The sequence below is a fragment of the Nocardioides sp. Kera G14 genome (assembly GCF_020715565.1).
Taxonomy (GTDB): domain Bacteria; phylum Actinomycetota; class Actinomycetes; order Propionibacteriales; family Nocardioidaceae; genus Nocardioides.
This window is the reverse complement of the sequence record NZ_CP085839.1, coordinates 1,281,942-1,303,176: the sequence shown is the minus strand read 5'-3', so window position 1 is coordinate 1,303,176 and position 21,235 is coordinate 1,281,942. Positions and strand designations below refer to the sequence as shown.

General features: G+C 68.2%; 18 protein-coding genes. 4 read left to right on the top strand and 14 right to left on the bottom strand.

All coding sequences use genetic code 11. From position 1 onward, the window contains the following. Positions 1 to 7: 7 nt before the first annotated feature. The 4 genes from LH076_RS06475 to LH076_RS06460 all read right to left on the bottom strand — a co-directional run bounded on the left by LH076_RS06475 (position 8) and on the right by LH076_RS06460 (position 4,313). On the bottom strand, positions 8 to 751 hold the full coding sequence (locus tag LH076_RS06475; protein WP_227783166.1) for a hypothetical protein: 744 nt from the start codon (positions 749 to 751) through the stop codon (positions 8 to 10). Beyond that, complete coding sequence (locus LH076_RS06470) at positions 748 to 1,353, bottom strand: SatD family protein (RefSeq protein WP_227783165.1); 606 nt, start codon at positions 1,351 to 1,353, stop codon at positions 748 to 750. Before LH076_RS06470 ends, LH076_RS06475 begins: the two co-directional genes overlap by 4 nt. 67 nt (positions 1,354 to 1,420) lie before the next feature. Further along, positions 1,421 to 3,469: an NAD(+) synthase gene (locus tag LH076_RS06465; RefSeq protein ID WP_227783164.1), complete on the bottom strand. Its 2,049-nt coding sequence runs from the start codon at positions 3,467 to 3,469 to the stop codon at positions 1,421 to 1,423. A 10-nt stretch (positions 3,470 to 3,479) separates the two neighbouring features. Then, entirely contained in the window at positions 3,480 to 4,313 is an 834-nt protein-coding gene (locus LH076_RS06460; protein WP_227783163.1) for a hypothetical protein, read from the bottom strand. A 33-nt stretch (positions 4,314 to 4,346) separates the two neighbouring features. On the opposite strand from LH076_RS06460, the gene panB reads away from it, so the two are divergent. Continuing rightward, positions 4,347 to 5,222, top strand: coding sequence for a 3-methyl-2-oxobutanoate hydroxymethyltransferase (gene panB, locus LH076_RS06455; RefSeq protein WP_227783162.1), 876 nt, complete (start codon positions 4,347 to 4,349; stop codon positions 5,220 to 5,222). Between the two features lie 10 nt (positions 5,223 to 5,232). On the opposite strand, the gene LH076_RS06450 is transcribed toward panB, so the two are convergent. From LH076_RS06450 to LH076_RS06435, 4 genes are read right to left on the bottom strand one after another with little or no spacing between them, the layout of a single operon-like run. Beyond that, positions 5,233 to 6,321 (bottom strand): acyltransferase family protein, encoded by a 1,089-nt coding sequence (locus tag LH076_RS06450; protein ID WP_227783161.1) that lies wholly within the window; start codon positions 6,319 to 6,321, stop codon positions 5,233 to 5,235. Then, entirely contained in the window at positions 6,318 to 7,286 is a 969-nt protein-coding gene (locus LH076_RS06445; RefSeq protein ID WP_227783160.1) for a response regulator transcription factor, read from the bottom strand. The genes LH076_RS06450 and LH076_RS06445 overlap by 4 nt, the downstream gene beginning before the upstream one ends. Positions 7,287 to 7,296: 10 nt before the next feature. After that, complete coding sequence (locus tag LH076_RS06440) at positions 7,297 to 8,328, bottom strand: glycoside hydrolase family 6 protein (RefSeq protein ID WP_227783159.1); 1,032 nt, start codon at positions 8,326 to 8,328, stop codon at positions 7,297 to 7,299. Then, positions 8,325 to 9,734, bottom strand: a complete 1,410-nt coding sequence (locus LH076_RS06435) for an O-antigen ligase family protein (RefSeq protein ID WP_227783665.1) — start codon at positions 9,732 to 9,734, stop codon at positions 8,325 to 8,327. The genes LH076_RS06440 and LH076_RS06435 overlap by 4 nt, the downstream gene beginning before the upstream one ends. Between LH076_RS06435 and LH076_RS06430 the strand changes: the two genes are divergently transcribed. Then, positions 9,687 to 11,075, top strand: coding sequence for a lipopolysaccharide biosynthesis protein (locus tag LH076_RS06430; RefSeq protein WP_265333838.1), 1,389 nt, complete (start codon positions 9,687 to 9,689; stop codon positions 11,073 to 11,075). The genes LH076_RS06435 and LH076_RS06430 overlap by 48 nt on opposite strands. On the opposite strand, the gene LH076_RS06425 is transcribed toward LH076_RS06430, so the two are convergent. Continuing rightward, entirely contained in the window at positions 11,063 to 11,983 is a 921-nt protein-coding gene (locus LH076_RS06425; protein ID WP_227783157.1) for a glycosyltransferase family 2 protein, read from the bottom strand. The two genes, LH076_RS06430 and LH076_RS06425, sit on opposite strands and share 13 nt — an antisense overlap. Beyond that, positions 11,983 to 12,735, bottom strand: coding sequence for a polysaccharide deacetylase family protein (locus LH076_RS06420; RefSeq protein ID WP_227783156.1), 753 nt, complete (start codon positions 12,733 to 12,735; stop codon positions 11,983 to 11,985). The genes LH076_RS06425 and LH076_RS06420 overlap by 1 nt, the downstream gene beginning before the upstream one ends. 90 nt (positions 12,736 to 12,825) lie before the next feature. Here LH076_RS06420 and LH076_RS06415 point away from each other — a divergent pair, with 90 nt between their 5' ends. Beyond that, positions 12,826 to 13,911, top strand: a complete 1,086-nt coding sequence (locus tag LH076_RS06415; RefSeq protein ID WP_227783155.1) for a hypothetical protein — start codon at positions 12,826 to 12,828, stop codon at positions 13,909 to 13,911. On the opposite strand, the gene LH076_RS06410 is transcribed toward LH076_RS06415, so the two are convergent. Genes LH076_RS06410 through LH076_RS06395 form a run of 4 tightly spaced genes read right to left on the bottom strand, consistent with a single transcriptional unit; the run spans position 13,899 to position 19,943 of the window. Further along, complete coding sequence (locus LH076_RS06410; RefSeq protein ID WP_227783154.1) at positions 13,899 to 14,726, bottom strand: glycosyltransferase family 2 protein; 828 nt, start codon at positions 14,724 to 14,726, stop codon at positions 13,899 to 13,901. The genes LH076_RS06415 and LH076_RS06410 overlap by 13 nt on opposite strands. Before the next feature lie 20 nt (positions 14,727 to 14,746). Then, positions 14,747 to 16,141: a polysaccharide biosynthesis tyrosine autokinase gene (locus LH076_RS06405; protein WP_227783153.1), complete on the bottom strand. Its 1,395-nt coding sequence runs from the start codon at positions 16,139 to 16,141 to the stop codon at positions 14,747 to 14,749. 15 nt (positions 16,142 to 16,156) lie between these two features. Beyond that, positions 16,157 to 17,665 carry a sugar transferase gene (locus LH076_RS06400; RefSeq protein ID WP_227783152.1) on the bottom strand — a complete coding sequence of 503 codons (1,509 nt, stop codon included), beginning with the start codon at positions 17,663 to 17,665 and terminating at the stop codon, positions 16,157 to 16,159. Then, the gene (locus LH076_RS06395; RefSeq protein WP_227783151.1) at positions 17,658 to 19,943 is read right to left on the bottom strand and encodes an exopolysaccharide biosynthesis polyprenyl glycosylphosphotransferase; all 2,286 of its coding nucleotides are present in this window, start codon (positions 19,941 to 19,943) and stop codon (positions 17,658 to 17,660) included. Before LH076_RS06395 ends, LH076_RS06400 begins: the two co-directional genes overlap by 8 nt. Before the next feature lie 108 nt (positions 19,944 to 20,051). On the opposite strand from LH076_RS06395, the gene LH076_RS06390 reads away from it, so the two are divergent. Beyond that, positions 20,052 to 21,176, top strand: coding sequence for a PQQ-dependent sugar dehydrogenase (locus LH076_RS06390; RefSeq protein WP_227783150.1), 1,125 nt, complete (start codon positions 20,052 to 20,054; stop codon positions 21,174 to 21,176). The last annotated feature ends 59 nt before the right edge of the window (positions 21,177 to 21,235 follow it).

Sequence of the window (21,235 nt, the reverse complement as noted above, 5' to 3'; positions counted from 1 at the left end):
GCTGACCCTATCGGTGCGCGATGACGGCCAGCGTGGTGAGTGCGAAGGTCCAGGAGACGAAGTTGCCGACGAGGAAGTACTCGGTCACCTCGGTGATGCTCGGGCCCTCGTGCGCGTCGCGCGCGGCCTGCAGTTCGGGGAAGCGGAGCAGGCCCTTGGCGGCGACGATGATGCCGATCGCCGTGAAGCTCCCGGACAGCCCGAGGCCGACGATGATGAGCCGCTCCATCGGGCCGAGCAGGCGGCCGCCCTTGAGTCTCGGACCGGCCTCGCGCTGCTCGGCGGGAGCGGGAGGAACGGTGTGCGTGGCCTGCAGGATGAGGCGTACGACGACATTGCCGGTGGAGCCCTGCACGACGAAGGCGCCGAGGAGCAGCACGGCACGTGTCACGTCGAGGCTGCGCAGCCATGGCACCTCGGTCTGCGACAACCAGTCGCCGAGCGGGCCGCCCGAGCTGTCGCCGAGCGGGCTGACGAGCACCGCGCCCACCACGGCGAGGGCGAGCACGGAGAGCGGCAGGCCGGGAAGTCTTCGCCCGAAACCCTGACGGACCGCGCTCCCCCAGGCCAGCACCACAAATGCGACGGCGACCTCGCCGAGCACCTCACTCGCGTCGCTATAACCCGCCAGGAGCCCGGCGCCGACAGTGACCAGCGCGGCGAGGATCTCAGGCATCCACCGGAGCGGCCGCCCCGAATGCAGCAGGTCGGCGATGCCGAGACCCAGCAGGAGCAGCCCGAGCCAGATCATGCGAGGCCGCCGAGCAGCTCGTCGGAGCGGAGCAGCACGCCCAGGCTGGCGCGACGCACGCGCTGCGAGACCGCGGACGGGCTCACCCCCAGGCGCGCGGCGATCTGCTCCTGACTCATTCCTGAGATCATGTCGGAGAGCACCGACATGTCGTGGTCACCCAGCTGGGCGAGGAGCTCGTCGCGGAGAAGAAGGGCCGCATTGACGGCCGGGTCGTCGAAGAGCGTGCGGACCGACCGCGTGGCCGCACGGCGCTGCAGGGTGGCGACCTCCTCGATGGCGGCCCGTGCAGCCCACCAACCGGGGCCGTCCTCCACGCGTGGCTCTTCACTGAGGACCGTGACCGTCCCGCGGCCGAGGCCGAAGCGGACGTCGTACGGAGCCATTGCCAGCCTCAGCCGAAGGGTGGCCTGCAATGCGGGACCCAAAGCCGCGAACGCGCCCTGGAACTCGTCGCCGACAGTGACACGAAGCGGAGTGAGCGGCCGAAAAGCCTCATTGACCCCCGCGATCGCGGCGCTCAGCGCCCGGTGGAGCGCGCGGCGATCAGGTGCGCCGCCGGAGTCGACGACGTCGCCGATGAGGGTGACCACCTCTGCCATAACTGAAGCTTATAGCCTTCATTACGAAGAACTGAAGCCAAGGGCCTTAAGGACACCGTTTTGAAGGTCAGAAGAACGGCACCTGCTCCAGGTCGGCCAACCACGCCGCCGCCGAGGCGTCAGACGGCATCCGCCAGTCACCGCGGGGGCTCATCGTGCCGCCGTTGGAGACCTTCGGGCCGTTGGGCAGCGCCGATCGCTTGAACTGCGAGGCGAAGAAGCGCTTGAGGAAGACCTCGAGCCAGTCCCGGATCTCGCCGAGGTCGTAGGAGCGTCGGCTCGCCTCCGGGAAGGCGGGGGGCCAGTCGCCGAGGTGCTCGTCGTGCCACGCATGCCAGGCCAGGAAGGCGATCTTGCTCGGCCGGTAGCCGAAGCGGATCAGGTGGAAGAGGTTGAAGTCCTGCAGGCTGTAGGGACCGACCTTGGCCTCGGTCGACTGCGGCTTCTCGCCCTCCTCGACCGGCACGAGCTCGGGGCTGATCTCCTGGTCGAGGATCGTCTGCAGGATCTGGTCGGTCTCGTCCTCGAACTGCTCGGTCGAGATCACCCAGCGGATGACGTGCTGGATGAGCGTCTTCGGGATGCCGGCGTTGACGTTGTAGTGGCTCATCTGGTCACCGACGCCGTACGTGCACCACCCGAGCGCCAGCTCGGAGAGGTCGCCCGTGCCGAGCACGATGCCTGCGCGCTGGTTGGCCGCGCGGAAGAGGTAGTCCGTGCGCAGCCCCGCCTGCACGTTCTCGAACGTCACGTCGTAGACGGGGTGGCCCTCGCTGAACGGGTGGCCGAGGTCCTTCAGCATCTGCGTCGCCGCCGGGGTGATGTCGATGGTCTCGTACGTCGTCCCCAACGCCTCCATGAGGGCGACGGCGTTCCCCTTCGTGGTCTCCGACGTCGCGAAGCCGGGAAGCGTGAACGCGAGGATGTCGGAGCGCGGCCGACCGAGCCGGTCCATCGCGCGGGCGGCGACGAGCAGGGCGTGCGTGGAGTCGAGCCCGCCGGAGACACCGATGATGATCTTGGGGTCGTGGCCGCCGGTGGCGCCGATCGCGCGGAGGCGCTGCTCGAGACCGGACACCTGGATGTTGAAGGTCTCGTAGGCGTCCAGTGCCAGCCGCTCAGGGTCATCGGGCACGAACGGGAAGCGATCGACCTTGCGGCGCAGGCCGAGGTCGTCCGTCGGCGGCTCGAGGGAGAACTCCACGAGCTGCCAGTCGTCGAACTCGATCAGCGACCGCCGGTTGTCGTCGAAGGTGCCCATCTGCAGGCGTTCATGGCGGATCCGGTCGAGGTCGACGTCCACGACGGTGGCGCGTGGGCCGTCGGGGAAGCGCTCGGACTCTCCCAGCAGGTCGCCGCACTCGTAGACCATCGTCTGGCCGTCCCAGCTCAGGTCGGTCGTGGACTCCCCCGGGCCGGCGGCGGTGTAGACGTAGGCCGCGGTGCACCGGTTGCTGGAGGTCTTGACCAGCTCGCGGCGACTCTCGCTGCGCCCGACCGTGACCGGTGACGCCGAGAGGTTGAGCAGCACGGTGGCGCCGGCCAGCGCAGCCCGGGCGCTCGGAGGCACGGGCACCCACATGTCCTCACAGACCTCCACGTGGAACGTGAGGCCACGGACGTCGGTGGCGGTGAAGAGCAGTGTGGGACTGATCGGCACATCCTCGCCGGCGACGTTGATGACGTCGTCGACGTCATCACCCGGTGCGAACCAGCGGCGCTCGTAGAACTCGCGGTAGGTCGGCAGGTAGGACTTCGGCGCGACGCCGAGCACCTCACCGCCCTTGATCACGACGGCGGTGTTGAGCACCCGGCTCTTGTAGACGAGCGGGGCACCCACGACGAGGACCGTCGTGAGATCCGTGGAGGCGACGACGATCGCCTCGATCGCCTCCTCGACCGCTGTGAGGAGCGTGTCCTGGAGGAACAGGTCGTCGACGGCGTACCCGGAGAGGCAGAGCTCGGGGAAGACCGCGACCGCCACACCCTCGGCATGGAGCTGCTGGGCCTGGTCGATCACCGACTGTGCATTGGTCGCAGGGTCTGCCACCGCGACGGGGATCGTGACCGCAGCGACGCGTGCGAAGCCCTGGGCGTAGGCCGAGTAGAAGTCCACGTCGCCGAGTCTAGGGATTGCCCCAGCGGGCCCACTCCACGCTGTTGGGGCCGGGACCGAAGCGGACCACGAGCTGGTCGACCGTCGTCGCCTCGGGCACGACCCAGCAGGCGACGCGGACGCCGCCCGCACCGTGGCCGGGCCGCGCCGACATGTCTCCCTCGATCACGTACTCGGGACACTCCTCGGTCGAACCGTCGGTCGGAGGCAGCTCAGCGGCGCCGTCGACGCTCAGGAAGGGTCCGATCACGTCGTACCAGGCGAAGGCGCCGCCGTTGCGTCCGGAGTCGTTGTGGAACGAGTACTCGAACCTGGCGACCTTCATGCCCTGGGGAAGCGGCCCTTCGAGCGGTGCGTCCAGGTCGGCCATGGGATCGATCGTGAGCGGCACGGTCGCGGGGTGGATGAAGGTCGGCTCCGCGAAGGCGAAGTGCGCATCACTCCATTCGACGTCGACACCCCAGGCGTGGATGCCCTTCTGGTTCTCCTCGATCTCATGGCTCACCAGGAACATGGCCAGGCCGACGAGAGCAACCACCCCGACGCACACGCTGGCGGTGGCGATTCCTCCGCGGCGCAGGGTCACGACGGCAGGCGGATGATCCCGGCGGGTCTCCAGCCATGTGATCCCGAAGGCGCACAGGGCGACCACCAGGCCGGCAACGATTCCGACGGGCCAGGCCACGCGTCCCGGAGGCGGGTCGTCGACATAGCTGACGGGGTTCCACACCATGAGGCCGAAGGTCAGCGCCGCAAGGATGCCCACCACGACGAGGAGTAGGACAAGAACCGGGTGCTCCGCCTCGCGCCTACGCCGATCCGGGTGTCTGCCCTGCTTCCCCATGGCCCGTTGCCTATCACGGAATAGTGTTGCCGCATGACTGAAGAGACGGCGCCGTACGGCGCAGGGGCTGCAGGCAATGCCGCCGCGGCACCCGGGAGTCCCACCATCCGTCGTGTGCGTACGCACCACCTCGCCGACATGAAGGCGCGTGGCGAGAAGGTCACGATGCTGACCTCCTACGACATGTACACCGCGCGGATCTTCGACGAGGCAGGGATCGACATCCTGCTCGTCGGTGACTCGGCGGCCAACAATGTCTACGGCTACGAGACGTCGCTGCCCGTGACCGTCGACGAGCTGATCCCGCTCACCCGTGCCGTCGCCCGGTCCGCACGGCGTGCGCTCGTCCTCGGCGACCTGCCGTTCGGGTCCTACCAGGGCTCCCCGGAGCGGGCCTACGAGACCGCGGTGCGCTTCATGAAGGACGGTCTCGCCCATGCCGTGAAGCTCGAGGGGGGCGCCGAGATGGCGCCGACGATCCGCAAGCTGGTCGACGGCGGCATCCCCGTCTGCGCCCACATCGGGTTCACCCCGCAGTCCGAGCACGCCCTGGGCGGCTACAGGGTGCAGGGCCGCGGCGACACGTCGGAGAAGGTCAAGGACGACGCGCGCGCCGTCGCCGACGCCGGAGCCTTCGCCGTCGTCATGGAGATGGTTCCGGGTGACGTCGCCGAGCAGATCAGCAAGGAGCTGTCGATCGTCACGATCGGCATCGGAGCCGGCGCCGGCTGCGACGGGCAGGTGCTCGTCTGGACCGACGCGATGGGCATCCGTGGACCCAACGACGGCAAGCTGCCCCGTTTCGTCAAGACCTTCGCCGACGTGCGCGGCCAGTTGCTCAGCGGTGCCCAGGCGTACGCCGCGGAGGTCAAGGCCGGCACGTTCCCGGGTCCCGACCACACGTTCTGACCACGCCCGCTCAGAGCGTGCGACCCGTACGGCGCGCGTTCCACGCAGCGACCGGCTTCTCGACGATCTCGAAGATGAGGACACCGACCGCTACGCCGACCAGGATCTTGGCCGGGATGCCGGCAGCGCGCGGGAGGTCGGGCCATAGCCAGCCGATGAGATAGTCCATCGAGTAGTGGGCCAGGTAGATCGAATAGCTCGCGCGACCGAGCAGTTGGACGATGCTCGCGCCCGCGAGCGTGCGGAACAACCGGCCGATGAGGTCGGCGCTCGACGTCGCGAAGCCGAAGGCGATCACCGCGCAGGCGGCAACGGACTGCAATGTGTAGCGCAGGGTGTCGCGGAAGAGCGGATCCCGATAGAGCAACGTGGTCAGAAAGAGCACCACAGCGGCGATCAGGATCCACGGGCGGCCGAGCCGCGTGCTCAGTCCGCGGTGGACCAGGAGCGCGGTCAGCGTACCGAGGGCAATGCCGTCGATGCGGGTGTCGGTGCCGTAGTAGATCCGGTTCTCCGGATCTGCGAGGCCCATGGCGAGGATCAGGCGCTCCACCGAGCTGATCACCAGGACCGCCGCGGCAGCCCATCCGAGGAGACGTACGGCGTTCGGTCGCCGTGCCACGAGCAGCCACAGCAGCGCAAAGATGATGTAGAACTGCTCCTCGATGGCGAGACTCCAGACGACCGCGGAGCCAGGCAGCACCGGACTGTCCGGGAAGGTGTCGATCCGCACCCAGTTGAAGAAGAAGAACACCTGGCTGAGGACTGCCACGAGTCCGAGCGGCTTCCAGAGAGTCCAGATGAGGCTCGGCACGACGACGACCAGCGCCAACGGGGGCCCGAGTTTGAGCAGGCGCCGCTCGTAGAAGCCGCGCAGGCCGAAGCCGCCGGTACGCACTCGCTCACGGATGGTGACCCACGTGATGACGAAGCCGGAGATGGAGAAGAAGATCGTGACTCCGCTGCCGCCGGGTACGACCTTGTCCAATCCGGCATGGGCGACGACGACCAGCATCACTGCGAAGGCCCGCATGGCATCGACGTGGGCGTAGCGGCCTGCGGTATTGACCGGGGCTGCGACATCGGCGGACGCGGTCACATCGCCGCCCTGCGCCAGCCGACGCCAGGTACATAATCGATCCAGCGTGGTTCGTCCGCGGACTCGTCCAGCGTGGACATCAGTGCCTCCATCACGGCGTCGACGCTTGCCCGCTCGGCGGCGGTCAGCGGGCCACCGCTCGGTCTGCCGAGGACCACAGCAGCCATGTCGGCATGGCTTCGAAGCCGCCGACCGGTCGTCATCAGCGCGGACAGTGCCGCGAGCTCGGTGCCGGTCATCGCCACCGGCACACCGTCGACGGTGACGGCTCCGGTCGACATGCTCCACACGAGGCCCCGGAACGCTTGACGATCCTCGCCCATCACCGCGCTGACGATCGGCTCCTGCTCGAGCTCCGGCTCCGGCTCCGGCTCCGGCTCGGGCATCGGCGCCGGCTCGGGAACCGGCTCGGGCTCGGGAACCAGCTCGGGCATCGTCTCCGGCTCGCGAATCGGCTCGCGAATCGGCTCGGGGAGTGGCTCGGGCTCCGGCGGAGACGGCGTAACGACCGGTTCGGCCCATACCGGCTCCGGCTGGGCAAGGCGCGGCGCTGTCAGTGGCCGTAGGGCGGGATTCTCGGTGAGCTGAGGCGAGCGTCGGAGCACGGCATTGAGTCGTGCCCGCAACTCGTGGGCCTTGAGGGGCCGGGGCATGAAGGCATCGGCGCCGACGCCCAGGCTCTGCACGACATCGATCTCGCTGGTGCTATCACTCAGCATGAGGATCGGAGCGGCGCTGACGGCGCGGATCCGCTGGGCGGTCTCCAATCCGTCCATTCCCAGCAGTTCAAGGTCGAGCACGATGGCTGTCGGCCTGCATGCGGCCACAAGCTCCACGCCGGTCGGGCCGTCACCTGCGAGGAGCACCTCGAACCCAGCCTGGGTCAGCGTCCGGTCGAGAGTCGCCTGTTCCCGAGGGTCGGCGTCGATGACCACGATCGTCCGAGGCCCACCCTTGTCTGCCACGCCCAAGACCCTAGTCCAGCCTGCTCGGCTGCCCGAGCAGCATTAGAGCGAGCTCATCCCAGAAACCTGACGGGGGCCCACCCCGGCAGGTGCCGTCCGTCTCGCCCGGATCCTTGATCCACAGGAAGCCGTCGTTGAGGCCATCGAAGACGAGCGCGGGTGCGCGGCCGATCCGGGCACCCTTGGGGTTGCACCATCCACCCTTGGCGACGGGCGCACCATTTCGTCCGGTATCGACGACGAAGCGCTTGTCCTTCACTCCCAACGTCGTAAGGGCGGTGGACACCTGCATGCCGTAGTCGAGCTCGTCTGCGGTCGGACGGTAATTCGCAACATTGGTGGCGAAGCCACGCGCTTCCGCAACATCGGCCTGCTTGAGTCGCTTGGCCATCACCTCGGGTGACTGCCAGTCGGAGTGACCGCCGTCGAGATAGACCCACACACCGGCTCTGGCCAACGCATGCACGGCATAGCCGAGGAGTGCCGCTTGGGCACCCGGATCAGAGCAGCGACCCAGCATCCCGATCGAGTCTGGCTCAAGCACCACGACCAAGGGGCGCCCTTGGACGGCCGAGGCGGCGCGGTCGACCCACGTCCGGTACTCGGAGTCGTCTCGCGCACCGCCCTCGGCATAACCGCCGCAGTCGCGAGAGGGAATGCGGTAGAACACGGCGACCGGGAGCTCATGGCGCGCGGTAGCTCCGGCCAGGTAGGTGCCGAGGTCGCTGGCGATCGTGTCTGTGGTGCTCCAGTCGGAGAACCACTTGGCCTGGGCGACGCGAGCGAGCGCATCAAAGCGAGAGTCCGCAGCGGCCGCAGCGACCGTCTGGGAGTGCGGGTCGACGTACAGCGGCAGTGTCGTGAATGGGTCGCCTGACGGCTCGACCACCGCGGGTTGCAAACGGAACGAGCCGTCACGAAGCAGGTTGGTTCTGAGGCCGGTGTAGGCCAGGAAACCCGCACCGACGAGAACGAGCGAGACGAAGATTCCCATCGCGATCATTCCGACGCGGTTGGCGGCAAGCCACTCACGAGCGCTCATCCTCGGCGCCATGCCGCGTCGGGGTGCGACGAACGTCGCTCCGGTGCGAAGAACAGGACAGCCATCGGCACCAGTGTCACAGTCCAGAACGCCCATCGATCGACGAAGGCAAGCGGGACTTCGAAGAAGCCGTTCACGACAACGGCGACGAGGGTCAACGCCGCCGTGATCTGGAATGGAGCATCGTCTCGGGTCGACACAACCTGAAGACACGCCAGCCACACGGCCATCACGAACACGAACACGACACCGCCCGTCACGCCGATCTGCACGAACTGGTTGTGGCCGTGATAAGCGGCGTCGATCAGAGAACTGGTGGTCGTCGTCGCCTGGTCGTCGTACCAGGTGCTGCCGAAGCCGAAAAGGTCTCCGCGCGTGAGCCAAGCGTGGACCGAGACACGCCAGATTCCCGCACGAGCGGTGAACGTATCGTCCTGCCATGGCTGGAGCGGGAGCCAGACGCAGACCGCGATTGAGACTGCTGTGAGTGCCAACGAGACGAGGGAGACGGCCCGCCGGCCGAGGGTCTGCAGCACCAACCACAGCAGACCGGCGGACGAGAGGACGGCGAGTGCCGTGATCAGCCCGCCGCGGCTCGATGACCATGCGAGAGCCGCGAGTACCGGGACGAGGCAGACGAAGGCAAGCCAGCGGGGCCGGATCATCAGTACCGTCGGAATGCCGAGTGCCATGTACTGCGCAAGATTGTTCTCTGCGGTGAAGATGCCTTCGAGCAACCCGAGCGACGGGAAGAGCGCCTTGCTGGCCTGGCGGACCGCGCCGTTCGCCTCGTGGAGGATTCCTGCCGCCGGCATCAGGAGTCCCAGCGCAAGACACATCACGGCCGTGATCACGACGAGGACACCGACGGTCTCTAACGCCACGCGGCCGGGCCGCAGCGCGGCCATCGCCAGGACGAGAAGCGCCATGGGAACGGCACTGCTGCCCAGATCGCCCGCATACGCATCTCGCGCGAGGAGGTACAACCACGGAGTGAGGAAAAGTGCCAGCCTCCAGAGTCCAACCTGAGGAATCTCGTTCATCCTGAAGATCACGGCAGCCGCCGCAATCGCCATGAAGAGCGCGAGAAACGCCCTGCTGGTGAGCTCCGCCGGCGCGGACACGGTCGCCTCACCGACATCGGCATAGCGCTTGTCCGTGGTGAGGGAGATGACCAGCAGGTTGCCGACGAGGCGCAGCCACAGCAGCACGATGAGAATCACCGCGACGCGGTCTGTCGTGAACTGCATCAGCCGGGCGGGATCGGACGTCACTGCAGATACACTCGCGCGGTGAGTGGTCATTCGGCCGGCAGACACGCTGTCGTAGCCCTCGCTGGTCAGTGGCTGAAATACGTCGTGCAGATCGTAGCCCTCGTCCTCTTCTCCCGGTTGCTCGATCCCCATGATTTCGGCATCGTGGCGATGGTGACCGCCGTCGTCGGCGTGGCGTACGTGCTCGGCGACTTCGGCCTCTCCCTCGCCGCACTCCAAGCGCGCGACCTCACTCAGGGGCAGCGCTCAAACCTGTTCTGGATCTCAACCGGTATCGGCGTCGCGATCGGTATCGCGATCCTTGGTGCGGCGCCGCTGCTGGCGGAGGCCTACGGCCAACCAGCGGTGCGCGACGTTGCCGTTGCGCTCTCCCTGGTCTTCGTCGCCAACGGGATCACAGGGCAGTTCCGCACAGAGCTCAACCGAGACCGCAGCTTCGGCGTACTCGCCTCGGTCGACGTCCTCGCGCAGGTGCTCGGCCTCGGCCTCGGGCTCGGAATCATCCTGCTCGGCGGTCGTTACTGGGGACTCGTCGGCCAACAGGTCGGCGCGGCGTGGTTCACCGCCTTTGCTCTCGCCGTGCGGTCGGGGTGGAGGCCGGACCTGCCCCGTAGGGGTGAATCGATGCGCGGGCTTCTGCGCTTCGGGCTTTTCACGCTCCTGGCCCAAGTCGTCAACTACATCAGCAGCAACGCCGATTCCGTGATCATCGGCCAGCGCTGGGGCGCCGCGACCTTAGGGGTGTACAACCGGGCATGGCAGGTCGCACGCTTGCCCGTGCAGCAGATCGCGTCACCGCTCACCCGCGTCGTCCTGCCACATCTCTCGTCCCGCCTGGAGGACCCCGAGGGTTTCGCCCTCGCCGTACGTCGCGGGCAGCTCGTCCTCACGACGCTTCTCCTCGGGACGCTCAGCCTGATCACCGCCGCAACGGGGCCACTCGTCGACGTCGTCCTCGGACACGGATGGGAGAGCGCGACCCCCTTCATCCGTGCGATGTGTCTCGGAAGCGCTTTCCATGCGGTGGGATACATCTACTACTGGATCCTCTTGGCGCACGGCCGCACCGGCATCCTGTTCGGCGCCGAACTCGGTGCACGGATCGGGATGGTCGTGCTCATGATCCTGGCGGCATCGCACGGCGCCGTCTGGGTCGCCCTCGCCTCGGCTGCTGGTGAGTTCGCGATCCTCATCATCGGCGCCGCCGTATCACTGCCCCGGGTTGGCGTCAGCGCGACACCACTGCTCCGTTCGGCGATCAGGAGCGTGGTCCTCTTCGCCTTCGCCGCAGCGGTGACCTGGGCAACGAGCACCACCATCGACGACTGGGCGGCACTTGCACAGCTCGCCGTGTTGATCCCTGCATGGTTGGCCACCTGCGTCGCCTCGCTCGGACTGCCGGCCTACCGGCGTGACCTCGACGAGCTGGTTCGCTACGGCCGCTCCGTACTGCGCCGCGGTCAGGTGGCGTAGAAGTTCGTCTGCTGTCCCACGACGGCACCGATCTTGCCGGCCTGCGCATAGGCGACACGGAGCCAGTGCACGGCTCGCGCCCGATCCTGCGGAAGAGCAACAAGGGCGAGGAGTGCGGCGACTGGAAGGCGCCACAGTCCTGAGCAGAGCAGACTCGCAGCGCGTCGCATCCGCTCGGTGCCACGCAGTCGCGCCAGCTCCACTCGCGCATAGGACTGGCCTCCACTGAAGCCACGCCTGAGCACGTAGGTGAGGCTACGGCGGGACGCTGGAACCTGCTCACTCACCTCGGCCTCGTCACACCAGACGAAGCAGGCACCCGAGCGAGCCAACTCCCAGAAGAGCATGGCGTCCTCGCCGCCCGTCACGCCGAACGCCGGGTCGAACGGGCCGTCGCGCCGAGCCAGTAGGGACGCCGAGACGAGCACGTTCCCCGCGCGCGCCTCGTTCACCGGCAGGGTGTCCCCGGTCCTGTGTCGGGGTCGCCCCCAGAATCGTCGTTCACCGTTCTCCAACCAAGCCGGAGGGGGGTCGTCGTACCGCGCGAGGACCGGGCCGAAGACAGCGTCGGCGCCGGATGTGGCTTGGGTGCGCAGCATCGCGACCACCCAGTCGGGGACCGGCAGTTCGTCGTCGTCGATGAAGAGCAACCATCGGCCGGATGCCGCCCGCACCGCCGCATTGCGGGCGACAGCGATGTTGGGGACCGTCACGTGACGGGTCACGACCGGAACTCGAAGTGTCGGGGCAAGCTCGTCAACGACGGCCAGTCCGGTGCCCTCGGTCTCGTTGTCGACAACCACGACCTCCACCTGGAACTCGCCGAGGTCGACCGTGCCGAGTCGCACGAGCAGTTCGCGGAGCTGGTCGGGGCGTCGGAAGGTGCAGATGCAGATGCTCAGGTCCATCAGGCGCGACGTCCCGAGAGTTCGCCGATGGCCACCCCGACAGGCAGCACCTGGCAGCCGAGTTCAAGCGCAAGCCCAACCATGGCGTCGAGGTTCTCGGGCGTCGTGCCGTACAGGCCGGGGTCGCCGTCGACGCCGTGGGTGTTGACGATTCCCCAGCCACCGTCGGTTGCGGCGAGCTCGCGCAGGAAGGGCTCCCACTCGATGCGTGTGTCAGTCCTGCCGTAGAGCCGGAAGCTGCCGAGCCGACCGAGGTCAGCGCGTCCCCGATGCATGCCGCCGCCGGTGACCCGCTGTGACCGCCGTTGCCGCGCGATCACTGCGCGAGTGCGGAGACCCTGATCGCCGAGCGGGTAGGCGAAATCGAGCGGCCCGTCCACCGGGTGGCCGACCACGGTGCTGAGCAGGTCACGGCTGCGCACCAGCTCGGACTCGAGCTCGTCGCTACTCAGCGCTGTGCAGCGCTGGTGCGACCAGCCGTGGCAGGCGAGCTCGTGTCCGTCGGCATGGAGAGCCCGCAACTGGTCCAGTGAATGGGTCGGCTTGCCCGCCTCGGCGCGGTCGGTCAGTCCGCCGGCGACGTACCACGTCGCCTTCACGCCATGTTTGGCCAGGACGGCGGCGCCGTTGACGCAAGCGGAGGCGATCACGTCATCGAAGGTGATCGAGAGGATCGGTCGCCCAGACCGCAGGGGGAGCCAGTCGTGACGGAGATGCTCGGCAGCCCAGCGGCTGGCACGTCTGCGGATCATTGGGGCCTCCTCTCTGCGGCAGACTCTAGTGTTCCGCAGGCGGGGCATCCTGCGGCCATGCTGTAATTCCTCGTGCGCTCATCCCGATCCTTGGTCCTGCTGTCGCACGGGTTGTTCAACGACCGGACGAACCCCTATATCGTCCAACTCGCCCGCGGAATGAGCGGTACCCACCGCGTCGAACCTCTTTCACCCTGGCGCGCACTCACTTCGACGCCTGACATCTTCCATCTGCACTGGCCCCACCAGCTGGTGCGGGGCTCCACGCCCCTCCGCACCGCCATCAAGATGGTCACCTCAGCGGTCCTGATCCGGCGGCTGCGCAGGCGCCGGGTACCGGTCGTCTGGACCGTGCACAACATCGAGGAGCACGAGACCGGTGGTCGGCTCGAACGCGCCCTTGTTCGCCGGCTTGAACGGCTCGTCTCACTCCGGATCTTTCTCAACGAGTCGCCAGCGAATGACCGTCGACTCGGTGTCGTCGTGCTGCACAGCTCCTACCGGCCATGGCTCGCGAATCGCCACATCGACCTCGGCGTGGTGCAGCGCACCCACGGCGAGGGCCTCCTCTTCTTCGGACTGCTGCGTCGCTACAAGGGGATCGAGCACCTGTTGGCTGTCGCCGGCGAAACTGGGCTCGCCCTCACCGTCGCTGGCCATTCATGGTCGGCCGACTATGCCTCGAAAGTTGCGGCCGCTGCCGCGACGTGGCCGCACATCACCTTCGAGGAACGCTTCCTGGACGACGCCGAACTCGTCGACGCTCTCGCCCGCCACCGTTGCGTCATGTTGCCCTACGAGCAGATGTACAACTCCGGAGCGGTCCTGATGGCGCTGAGTGCAGGCCGGCCGGTCATCGCCCCGGAGAGTCCGAGCAATGCCGCGCTCGCCGCGGAGGTGGGTCCCGAGTGGCTCCGCCTCTACGACGTGCCGCTGACAGCCCACAAACTGCTGGAGGCTGATCGCACGTCGCCAGCCGGCCTGCCCGACCTATCCAGGCGCGATTGGGAGACCGCGCTGGAACTGCACGCGGCGATCTACGACACGGTCAGCGCGTCCTCGTCCAGGCTGCGTACCGCCGATCCGCTCCGCGATCAGCGCCGAAACCGGATCGCGCTGGAGGAGGACCCGCGCTTTGCCTCGCACTCAGCCTTGAACGAGGCTCAGCGAGCGTAGGCCTGCCGCCAGAACTTGAGCGGGTTCCGGACAGCGTCGATGAGCTTGCCACGCTGCATCTTGGCATGACGGCGCTTGAGCGTCACGGGGTACGGGCCGGCGCCGGCACGCAGATAGCCCCAGATCATTGCGAGGGTGCCCACGAGATAGGGCTTCCGGCCGACGTACCGGGCGGCGTGAAGCAGGAAGTAGAAGGGGTCATACCCCGTCCAGCGGCACACCCGACCGTTGCGGAAGCGGCCGTGCACGCGTCCCTCGCTGGCGCCGATCGGACGAGCGAGCTCGAAGCGTGCCGCATCGTCGACCGCCGTACCGAGACCATGCTCGGCGACGATGACCTCGTCCATCACGTCGTTTCCGATCGCGGCCGGCAACGCCTCGGCTACGTGATAGGCCTCACGAGTGAAGAGTTTCACCGGGCCCGGAACGTGGAACTTCTGCTCGGCCATGCCGGCGGAGGCGATCACCCCACCGGCGATTCCGACGTCGGCACTGGCCAACGGCACGATGCGGGCGAGGTAGTCGGGAGCAAGACGGACGTCGGCGTCGAGCTTCATCACATGTGTGTAATCGTCACGGTCGGCGAGCGCCGCGCGGACACCGTGCCGCCACGATGTGTAGGCAGATCCGCCGATCAGCCCGCCATCGTTCGCCTTGGTGATCACCCTCCCGAGCCCCGCCGGGTCGGCGGCCTGCAGGGCCATCGCGGTGCCGTCCGTGCTGCCGTCGTCGACGATCCACCACACGAAGTCCTGAAAGTCCTGCCCCCGCAAGGTCTGGACCAGCCCGTCGACGTTCGCGGCCTCATTGTGCATCGGCGTCACTATCAAAAGCGTCACGAAGGCACCGATCGTCGTGGGGTGAACTCCGCGGCCGACGCGACCTGACCGCTGCGGCTCACCTGTGTCATGACGACACCGACGACCTCAGCGCCCGCCCGGTTGGCCGCGTCGAGTGCGTCGAGGAACTCTCCGCGCCTCGTGCGACGCGCCTGGGCGACGACGAGCACATGGTGGACGTGCTGCAGGAGCAGCCCGGCAGAGGGGTGTGAGGTGATGTCGGGAGTGTCAATCAGGATTACATCGAAGAGGTCGGTCAGGGTCGCGTGGACACGACCGAATGCGGAGCCAAGCATCTCGGTCTCACGCATGGCACCGGAACCGATCGGCATGATCGTGTACCCGCCGTCCTCCCAGTAGTGGAGGGCGGCGCCGAGTTCGACCCGTTCGGCGAGCACATCGGTGAGTCCATCGACGTCGGCGAGCCCGACGCGACCGGCCAGACCGTCGCCCTCATCGTCGGCATCGATATAGAGGACCCTGCTGCCTGAGGCTGCGAGGCTCGCCGCGACGCCGGCCCCGACCAGGGTCGTGCCGGCTCCAGGCCGGGGTGACGTGAGGATGATCGACGCCGGCGCGCCGCCAGCACCGAAGAGCACCTCCACCGAGACGCGGTCGAAGAGGTAGCGCACGGAGTCGGGCAATTCGGCCGGCCAGTATGCGCGGCGAGCCTCCGTGCGGCCCAGCGACGGCACAGCACCGAGGAACCGGACCCCCGCGGCCGCAACCTGTGAGCCGCGGCGGAGCCGGCTGTCGAACGTTTCAACCAGCACGGCGAGCCCGACACCGACGAATAGTCCGAGAAGGACCGCGATCGCCCCGTTGAGTTTCAGGTTGGGCGAGATCCGCGCCTTCGGCGGCAACGCCTGCTGCATCGGCTCGAACTGGATCTCCGACCTGTGCGAGTTGGTCCGGCCGTCGAGCGCCGCGGCCGCGTCGGGCAGCTCCTGAGCCAACGCGTTGGCCAGGTTCGCTGCCGAAGCTGCCGTGGTGTCAGTCGTCGTGATCTCGATGACGAAGGAGTCGCTGGGGACGTTCGTGGTGACGCGGGAGTTGACCGAGGAGAAGTCCTCGTCGAGACCGAGCGAGTCGATCACCGGGTCGATCACGGCCTCGGAGTTCACGGCGAGGGCATAGCTCTTCATCCGCGCAAGCAGCAGCAGGTCACCCGACTGCTGCGCTGAGACGGCAAGCTGCGGCGTCATCGGCTCGCTCGCGGACGCGCCGCTGGCGAGCGCCGGCACCGCATGGAGGTAGACCGAGGCTGTCGCCTGATACGTCGGCACCGCGAAGAACGACAGACTCAACAGCGCAGCCGTGACCACCACGAACGATCCGATGAAGATCGGCCACCGGCGCAGCAGGAGCAGCAGATATTCACGCAGGTCCACGACTGCATCCTTCCATCAGTAGGCGCCGTCGGAGGACAACACCGCGCGGACGGTGCGCCAGATGATCTGCAGGTCGCGGGTGATCGACCAGTTCTCGACGTAGTCCAGGTCGAGCCGCACCGCATCCTCCCAGTCGAGATCGGAGCGACCGCTCACCTGCCACAGGCCGGTCATGCCCTGCTTCACGAGGAGACGCCGCTCGACACCGCCCTCCCAGGTCTCGACCTCCTGGGGCAGCGGCGGTCTCGGGCCGACGACGCTCATCGTTCCGAGGAGCACATTGACCAGCTGCGGCAGCTCATCGAGGGAATAGCGGCGCAGGAAGCGGCCCACCCGTGTGATGCGCGGGTCCTCGCGCATCTTGAACAGCGGGCTGGCGTCGTCGGAGTCGGAGGTGAGCTCGGCCTTGATCCGCTCGGCATCGACCACCATCGTGCGGAACTTCAACATCCCGAAGACCTGGCCCCCGACGCCGACCCGTTGTGAGCGGTAAAAGACCGGGCCGCGGTCGTCGAGCTTGATGGCGACCGCGATCGCGAGCATGACCGGGCTGGCCAGCAGCAGGCCGAGGATGGCCAGCACCCGGTCGAGCAACGCCTTCCCGACACGGGAGGCACCTTCGTACTGCGGTTCGTCGAGATGGATGAGCGGCAGATTGGCCACGGGTCGCACGTGGATACGCGGGCCGGCCACGTCCACCACGTTCGGGGAGACCAGCAGGTCGATCCCGGTCCCCTCGAGCGCCCATCCGAGCGCCTTGAGGCCCTCGTTGCCCAGCAGTTCGGTGTCCGTGACGATCACCGCGTCCGCGCGGCAGCCAGTCACCGCCTGGGCGAGAGTGTGGCTCCGGTCGTACGACGCCACCGGACTGCCCAGGATGTCGAACTCCGGTCCGTAGTGCGCCTTCGGATCGGGCCACCAGACGCCCACCACGCGGTAGCCCTCACGGTCGTGGATCCGGAAGGCGCGCTCGAGCATGCGTGCCGAGCGCGCGCCACCGATGACCAGCACCCGGTTGAAGCCGCCGGCACTGGCATGGCGGATCCGTGCGAGCCGTCGTCGGGCGAGCTTACGAGAGCCCAGCAGCAGGGTCGCACCGATGCCGAAGAACAGCAGCAGGTAGAGCCGCGAGAGGCTGGAGGCGCTGGCAGCAGCAGCAACCGCGACGGTCGCGACGGTCGCGATGACCGCGCGGACGACCCGGTGGTACTCCTCGAACCCCTCGACGACGAGCTTTCGCTCGTAGACACCCACGACGCTCTGGATCAGGAGCCAGCTGGCGATCACCAAGGCCGACACGCCGACGTACGTGGTGGAGTGGCCGGGACCGACACTGTCCGGAAGCCGACGGACCACAGTCAGGGTGATCGCCGCGGTGGCCAGCAACAGCAGTGGGTCCATCACCTTCCGGGCGCTGACGTACGCGGCACGCCAGTCCTGCGCGGGCGCAAGCAGAGGGGGCCGGTCCATCAGCCGCGCGACCTCGTCGGGCGACATCCACGACGTCGGACTGTGGTCAGCCACGGCGCCTCATCCTCATCGAGCGCGCGATGACACGGACGTAGCGCGGGCCCTTGACGAGATAGCGTCCGAAGAGTCGGCGCGGCTCCTGGAAGAGTCGCCACAGCCACTCCCCACCAGCTCGCTGCACCCAACGCGGAGCCCGCGACACCGTCTTGGCCGCGAAGTCCACAGCCGCGCCGGCACCGACGTAGACCGCGGGCGGAAGCTCATGGCGCCATGCCAGGACCCACAGCTCCTGCTTGGGCGCACCGAGGCAGACGAAGACGACATCGGGCTGCTGCGCCCGCAGCTCCTCGATCACCGCGACCGAGGCCGGGTCGTCGACGCTGCTGAGCAGCGGGAACTCGACCGAGCGCACCTGCGCTCCCGGGTACGTCGTCGACAGCTGCTCGGCGGCGGCCCGCGAGACACCGTCGGCGCCGCCGAGGACACTGACCCGCCAGCCGCGCTCCGCCGACTCGGCGGCCATGAGCGGCAGCAGGTCGGCGCCCGTGTGGCGGTGCACCTCGCCGGCCCCGAGCATCCGAGCGAGCTGCACGACGGGCATTCCGTCCATGACCAGGAGGTCGGCGTTGTCATAGACCTCGAGGGTCTTCTGCTCCCGCTCGAGGTCGAGGATCTGGTCGACGTTGACCGTGACGACGAGGGCGGGCTCGCGACGCACGAGCAGGTTGTCGATCTCTGCAAGCAGCGTCGTGGTGTCACCGCCGAAGAGGGGATACGCGTTGAGGAAGACCTGACCTCGGCTGTCGACGCTGAGCCGCGCCTTCGACGTCGGAGCGAGCTCCTCGATCTCCGCCTGCAGGCGCGCGACACGGCGGACGAGGAGGCCCCGGGCGATCAGGGTGGTGAAGGTGCGCCAGAGGATCGAGAGGTCGCGGAGCATCGACCAGTTCTCGATGTACTCGAGGTCGAGTCGGGTGGCCTCCTCCCACGTCATGGTCGAGCTTCCGGAGATCTGCCAGAGCCCGGTGATCCCCTGCTTCACCAGCAGCCGGCGAGCCACCTCCTCGCCGTGCTCCTCGACGTGGCGCGGGAGGAGCGGGCGGGGCCCGACGATGCTCAGGTCGCCTCGCAGCACGTTGAAGAGCTGGGGCATCTCGTCGATGGCGTAGCGCCGCAGTACCGCACCCACGCGGGTCGGCTTCGGCGCACCGACGTCATCTCCGGCCACGATCCGCGCTGAGGCGAGCGCCTCCGGCTCGTCGGGCACCACACCGACAGGAAGGGTGCGGAAGCGGTACATCGCGAACGGACGGCCACCTTGTCCGATCCGCGTCTCGCGGGCGAGGATCGGCCCGCGGCCGCCGAGACGGATCGCCAGGGCGGCTGTGACCATCGCTGGCGCGACGAGCAGCAGCAGCAGGGAGGCGACCACGCGGTCGAAGACCGCCTTGGCCAGGCGGTTCGCGCCGGCGTACTGCGGCTTCTCGACGAGGACGAAGGGCACTCCGGAGACGTCGAGCAGGTGCAGTCGCGGCTGCGCGACACCGACGACGTTCGGGGACACCATCAGCGCGACGTTGCGGCCCTCGAGCTGCCAGGCCAGCTCGTTGAGGCCGTCGGGACCGAGCTGCTCGGAGTCGTTGACGATGACCGTGTCGGCACCGCTGCGCTCCAGCGCGTCCGCCAGCGTGTGGGTGGCGCCGAGTACCGGGATCGGATCCCACCGGTCCTCCGGTGTGCGCCACAGCAGCGACTCGTGGTCGGCGACGTCGTCCACCACATGGACGCCGGTCACGCGGTAGGCGCAGTTGGGGTCGCTGTAGAACCAACGGGCGATACGACGGGACGAGCGCAGGGTGCCCACGATCAGCACCAGCGACTGGTGCTCGCCACGGCCCCGCAGCTGCTGCACCCGGAGCCGCCACCAGCAGCGCCCGAGGAACACCAGTGCGAAGCCGAGGAGGAACGCCAGCAGCAGGTAGCTGCGCGAGACGTTGAGCACGAAGAGGACCGAGATGACGCCGAGCCCGCCGAAGGCGGCGAAGGATCCACGGATCAGCCGCCCGAACTCGGCCCCGATCGTGAGACCCGCGTCAGGATCACGGGTGCTGTAGGCACCGAGCAGGAGCCACCAGCCGAACGCGAGCACGAACGACACCAGCAGGTGACCGTGGTTGCCCGCACCGTTGAGTGCGTCCTGACCGTGAGGGCCGAAGCGGAGGAGCCAGGCGATGACGGTCGCAGTCATCAGCATCACCAGGTCCGTGACGACGACACTGCGCGCGAGGGTCACCTTCCAGCGGGCACGCACGCCACCGACCGGCTCTGTCATGCCTCACCCCCGCTGCTCTCCGGCCCTGACGACCACGTGCCGCAGATGCTAGCGAGAACCGACGCCCGGTCAGGGTTGGACGGACAGTGCGGCGGGTAGGCAATCCTCATGTGCCGCCTCCTCGCGCTGCTCCTTCTCGGTTCGTTGGTCGTCGTGCTCCCCGGTGGACCGGCTGACGCCTCGGCCCCCCGCCTCAGCGTGCGGGTCGTCGCCTCGGGGCTCGACCATCCGTGGGACGTCGCGACCCTGCCCGGCAGGCGAGGCCTCCTCGTCACCGAGCGGACCCGCGCACGTCTCGACCTCGTCCGCAGCGGTCACCGACACGCGGTCCGTCTCAGGGGCGCCCGGATCTGGACGAACGGCGAGACCGGTCTGCTCGGGCTCGAGGTCGACCCCGGCTTCCGGAAGAACCGTCGGATCTACACCTGCCAGGGCTGGAGGACCGCCGGCGGGCATGACGTCCGCGTCGTGGCGTGGAAGCTCAGCAAGCGACTCACCTCGGCCCGACCCGTCCGCACGCTGGTGGCGGGCCTGCCGTCCAGGAGTGGCCGCCACGGGGGCTGCCGGCTCCTCATCGCCCGCGACGGCTCTCTGCTCGTCGGCACCGGCGATGCCGCGACCGGTACCAACCCGCACAGCCTCACCTCACTGGGTGGCAAGGTGCTGCGGCTCAACCGCATGACGGGTGCTCCCGCCAAGGGCAACCCGTTCCTGTCCAGCTCCAACGCCCGGACCCGGCTCATCTACACCTGGGGCCACCGCAACGTGCAGGGCCTGGCCCAGCGCAGCAACGGGACGCTCTGGTCGGTCGAGCAGGGGACGTCGCGCGACGACGAGGTCAACCTGCTGACACCGGGCGGCGACTACGGCTACAACCCGGTGCCCGGTTACAACGAGTCGGTCCCCATGACCGACCAGTCGCTGCCGGGCACGCAGATCGCGGCCCGCTGGTCCTCGGGCAGGTCGACCATCGCCACCAGCGGGGCCACCTTCGTCCCGAACACGAAGAAGTGGGGTGCGTACGCCGGCGCACTGGCCGTCGGCGTACTCAAGGGCACCGAGCTGATGCTGTTGAGGTTCGACGCGCACGGCCGCCTCGTCGCGCGGAGCAACGTCCTGACGACGTACGGACGGATCCGCACCGCCGCCGTGGACCGCCAAGGGAATCTCCTGGTCACCACCGACAACGGGGACGGTCGCGACGTGCTGCTGCGGGTGACGCCACACCGCTGACAGATGTCACGGCCGGGTCGTGAGCCGTAACGGAGGCGGAGGCGACGTCGGTTCGCCAT

Excerpts from the sequence above, each read along its gene's own strand:
- LH076_RS06475 (WP_227783166.1), bottom strand. The coding sequence starts at position 751 with ATGATCTGGCTCGGGCTGCTCCTGCTGGGTCTCGGCATCGCCGACCTG.
- LH076_RS06470 (WP_227783165.1), bottom strand. The coding sequence starts at position 1,353 with ATGGCAGAGGTGGTCACCCTCATCGGCGACGTCGTCGACTCCGGCGGC.
- LH076_RS06460 (WP_227783163.1), bottom strand. The coding sequence starts at position 4,313 with ATGGGGAAGCAGGGCAGACACCCGGATCGGCGTAGGCGCGAGGCGGAG.
- panB (WP_227783162.1), top strand. The coding sequence starts at position 4,347 with ATGACTGAAGAGACGGCGCCGTACGGCGCAGGGGCTGCAGGCAATGCC.
- LH076_RS06440 (WP_227783159.1), bottom strand. The coding sequence starts at position 8,328 with ATGAGCGCTCGTGAGTGGCTTGCCGCCAACCGCGTCGGAATGATCGCG.
- LH076_RS06435 (WP_227783665.1), bottom strand. The coding sequence starts at position 9,734 with ATGGGGATCGAGCAACCGGGAGAAGAGGACGAGGGCTACGATCTGCAC.
- LH076_RS06425 (WP_227783157.1), bottom strand. The coding sequence starts at position 11,983 with ATGGACCTGAGCATCTGCATCTGCACCTTCCGACGCCCCGACCAGCTC.
- LH076_RS06420 (WP_227783156.1), bottom strand. The coding sequence starts at position 12,735 with ATGATCCGCAGACGTGCCAGCCGCTGGGCTGCCGAGCATCTCCGTCAC.
- LH076_RS06410 (WP_227783154.1), bottom strand. The coding sequence starts at position 14,726 with ATGCACAATGAGGCCGCGAACGTCGACGGGCTGGTCCAGACCTTGCGG.
- LH076_RS06395 (WP_227783151.1), bottom strand. The coding sequence starts at position 19,943 with ATGACAGAGCCGGTCGGTGGCGTGCGTGCCCGCTGGAAGGTGACCCTC.
- LH076_RS06390 (WP_227783150.1), top strand. The coding sequence starts at position 20,052 with ATGTGCCGCCTCCTCGCGCTGCTCCTTCTCGGTTCGTTGGTCGTCGTG.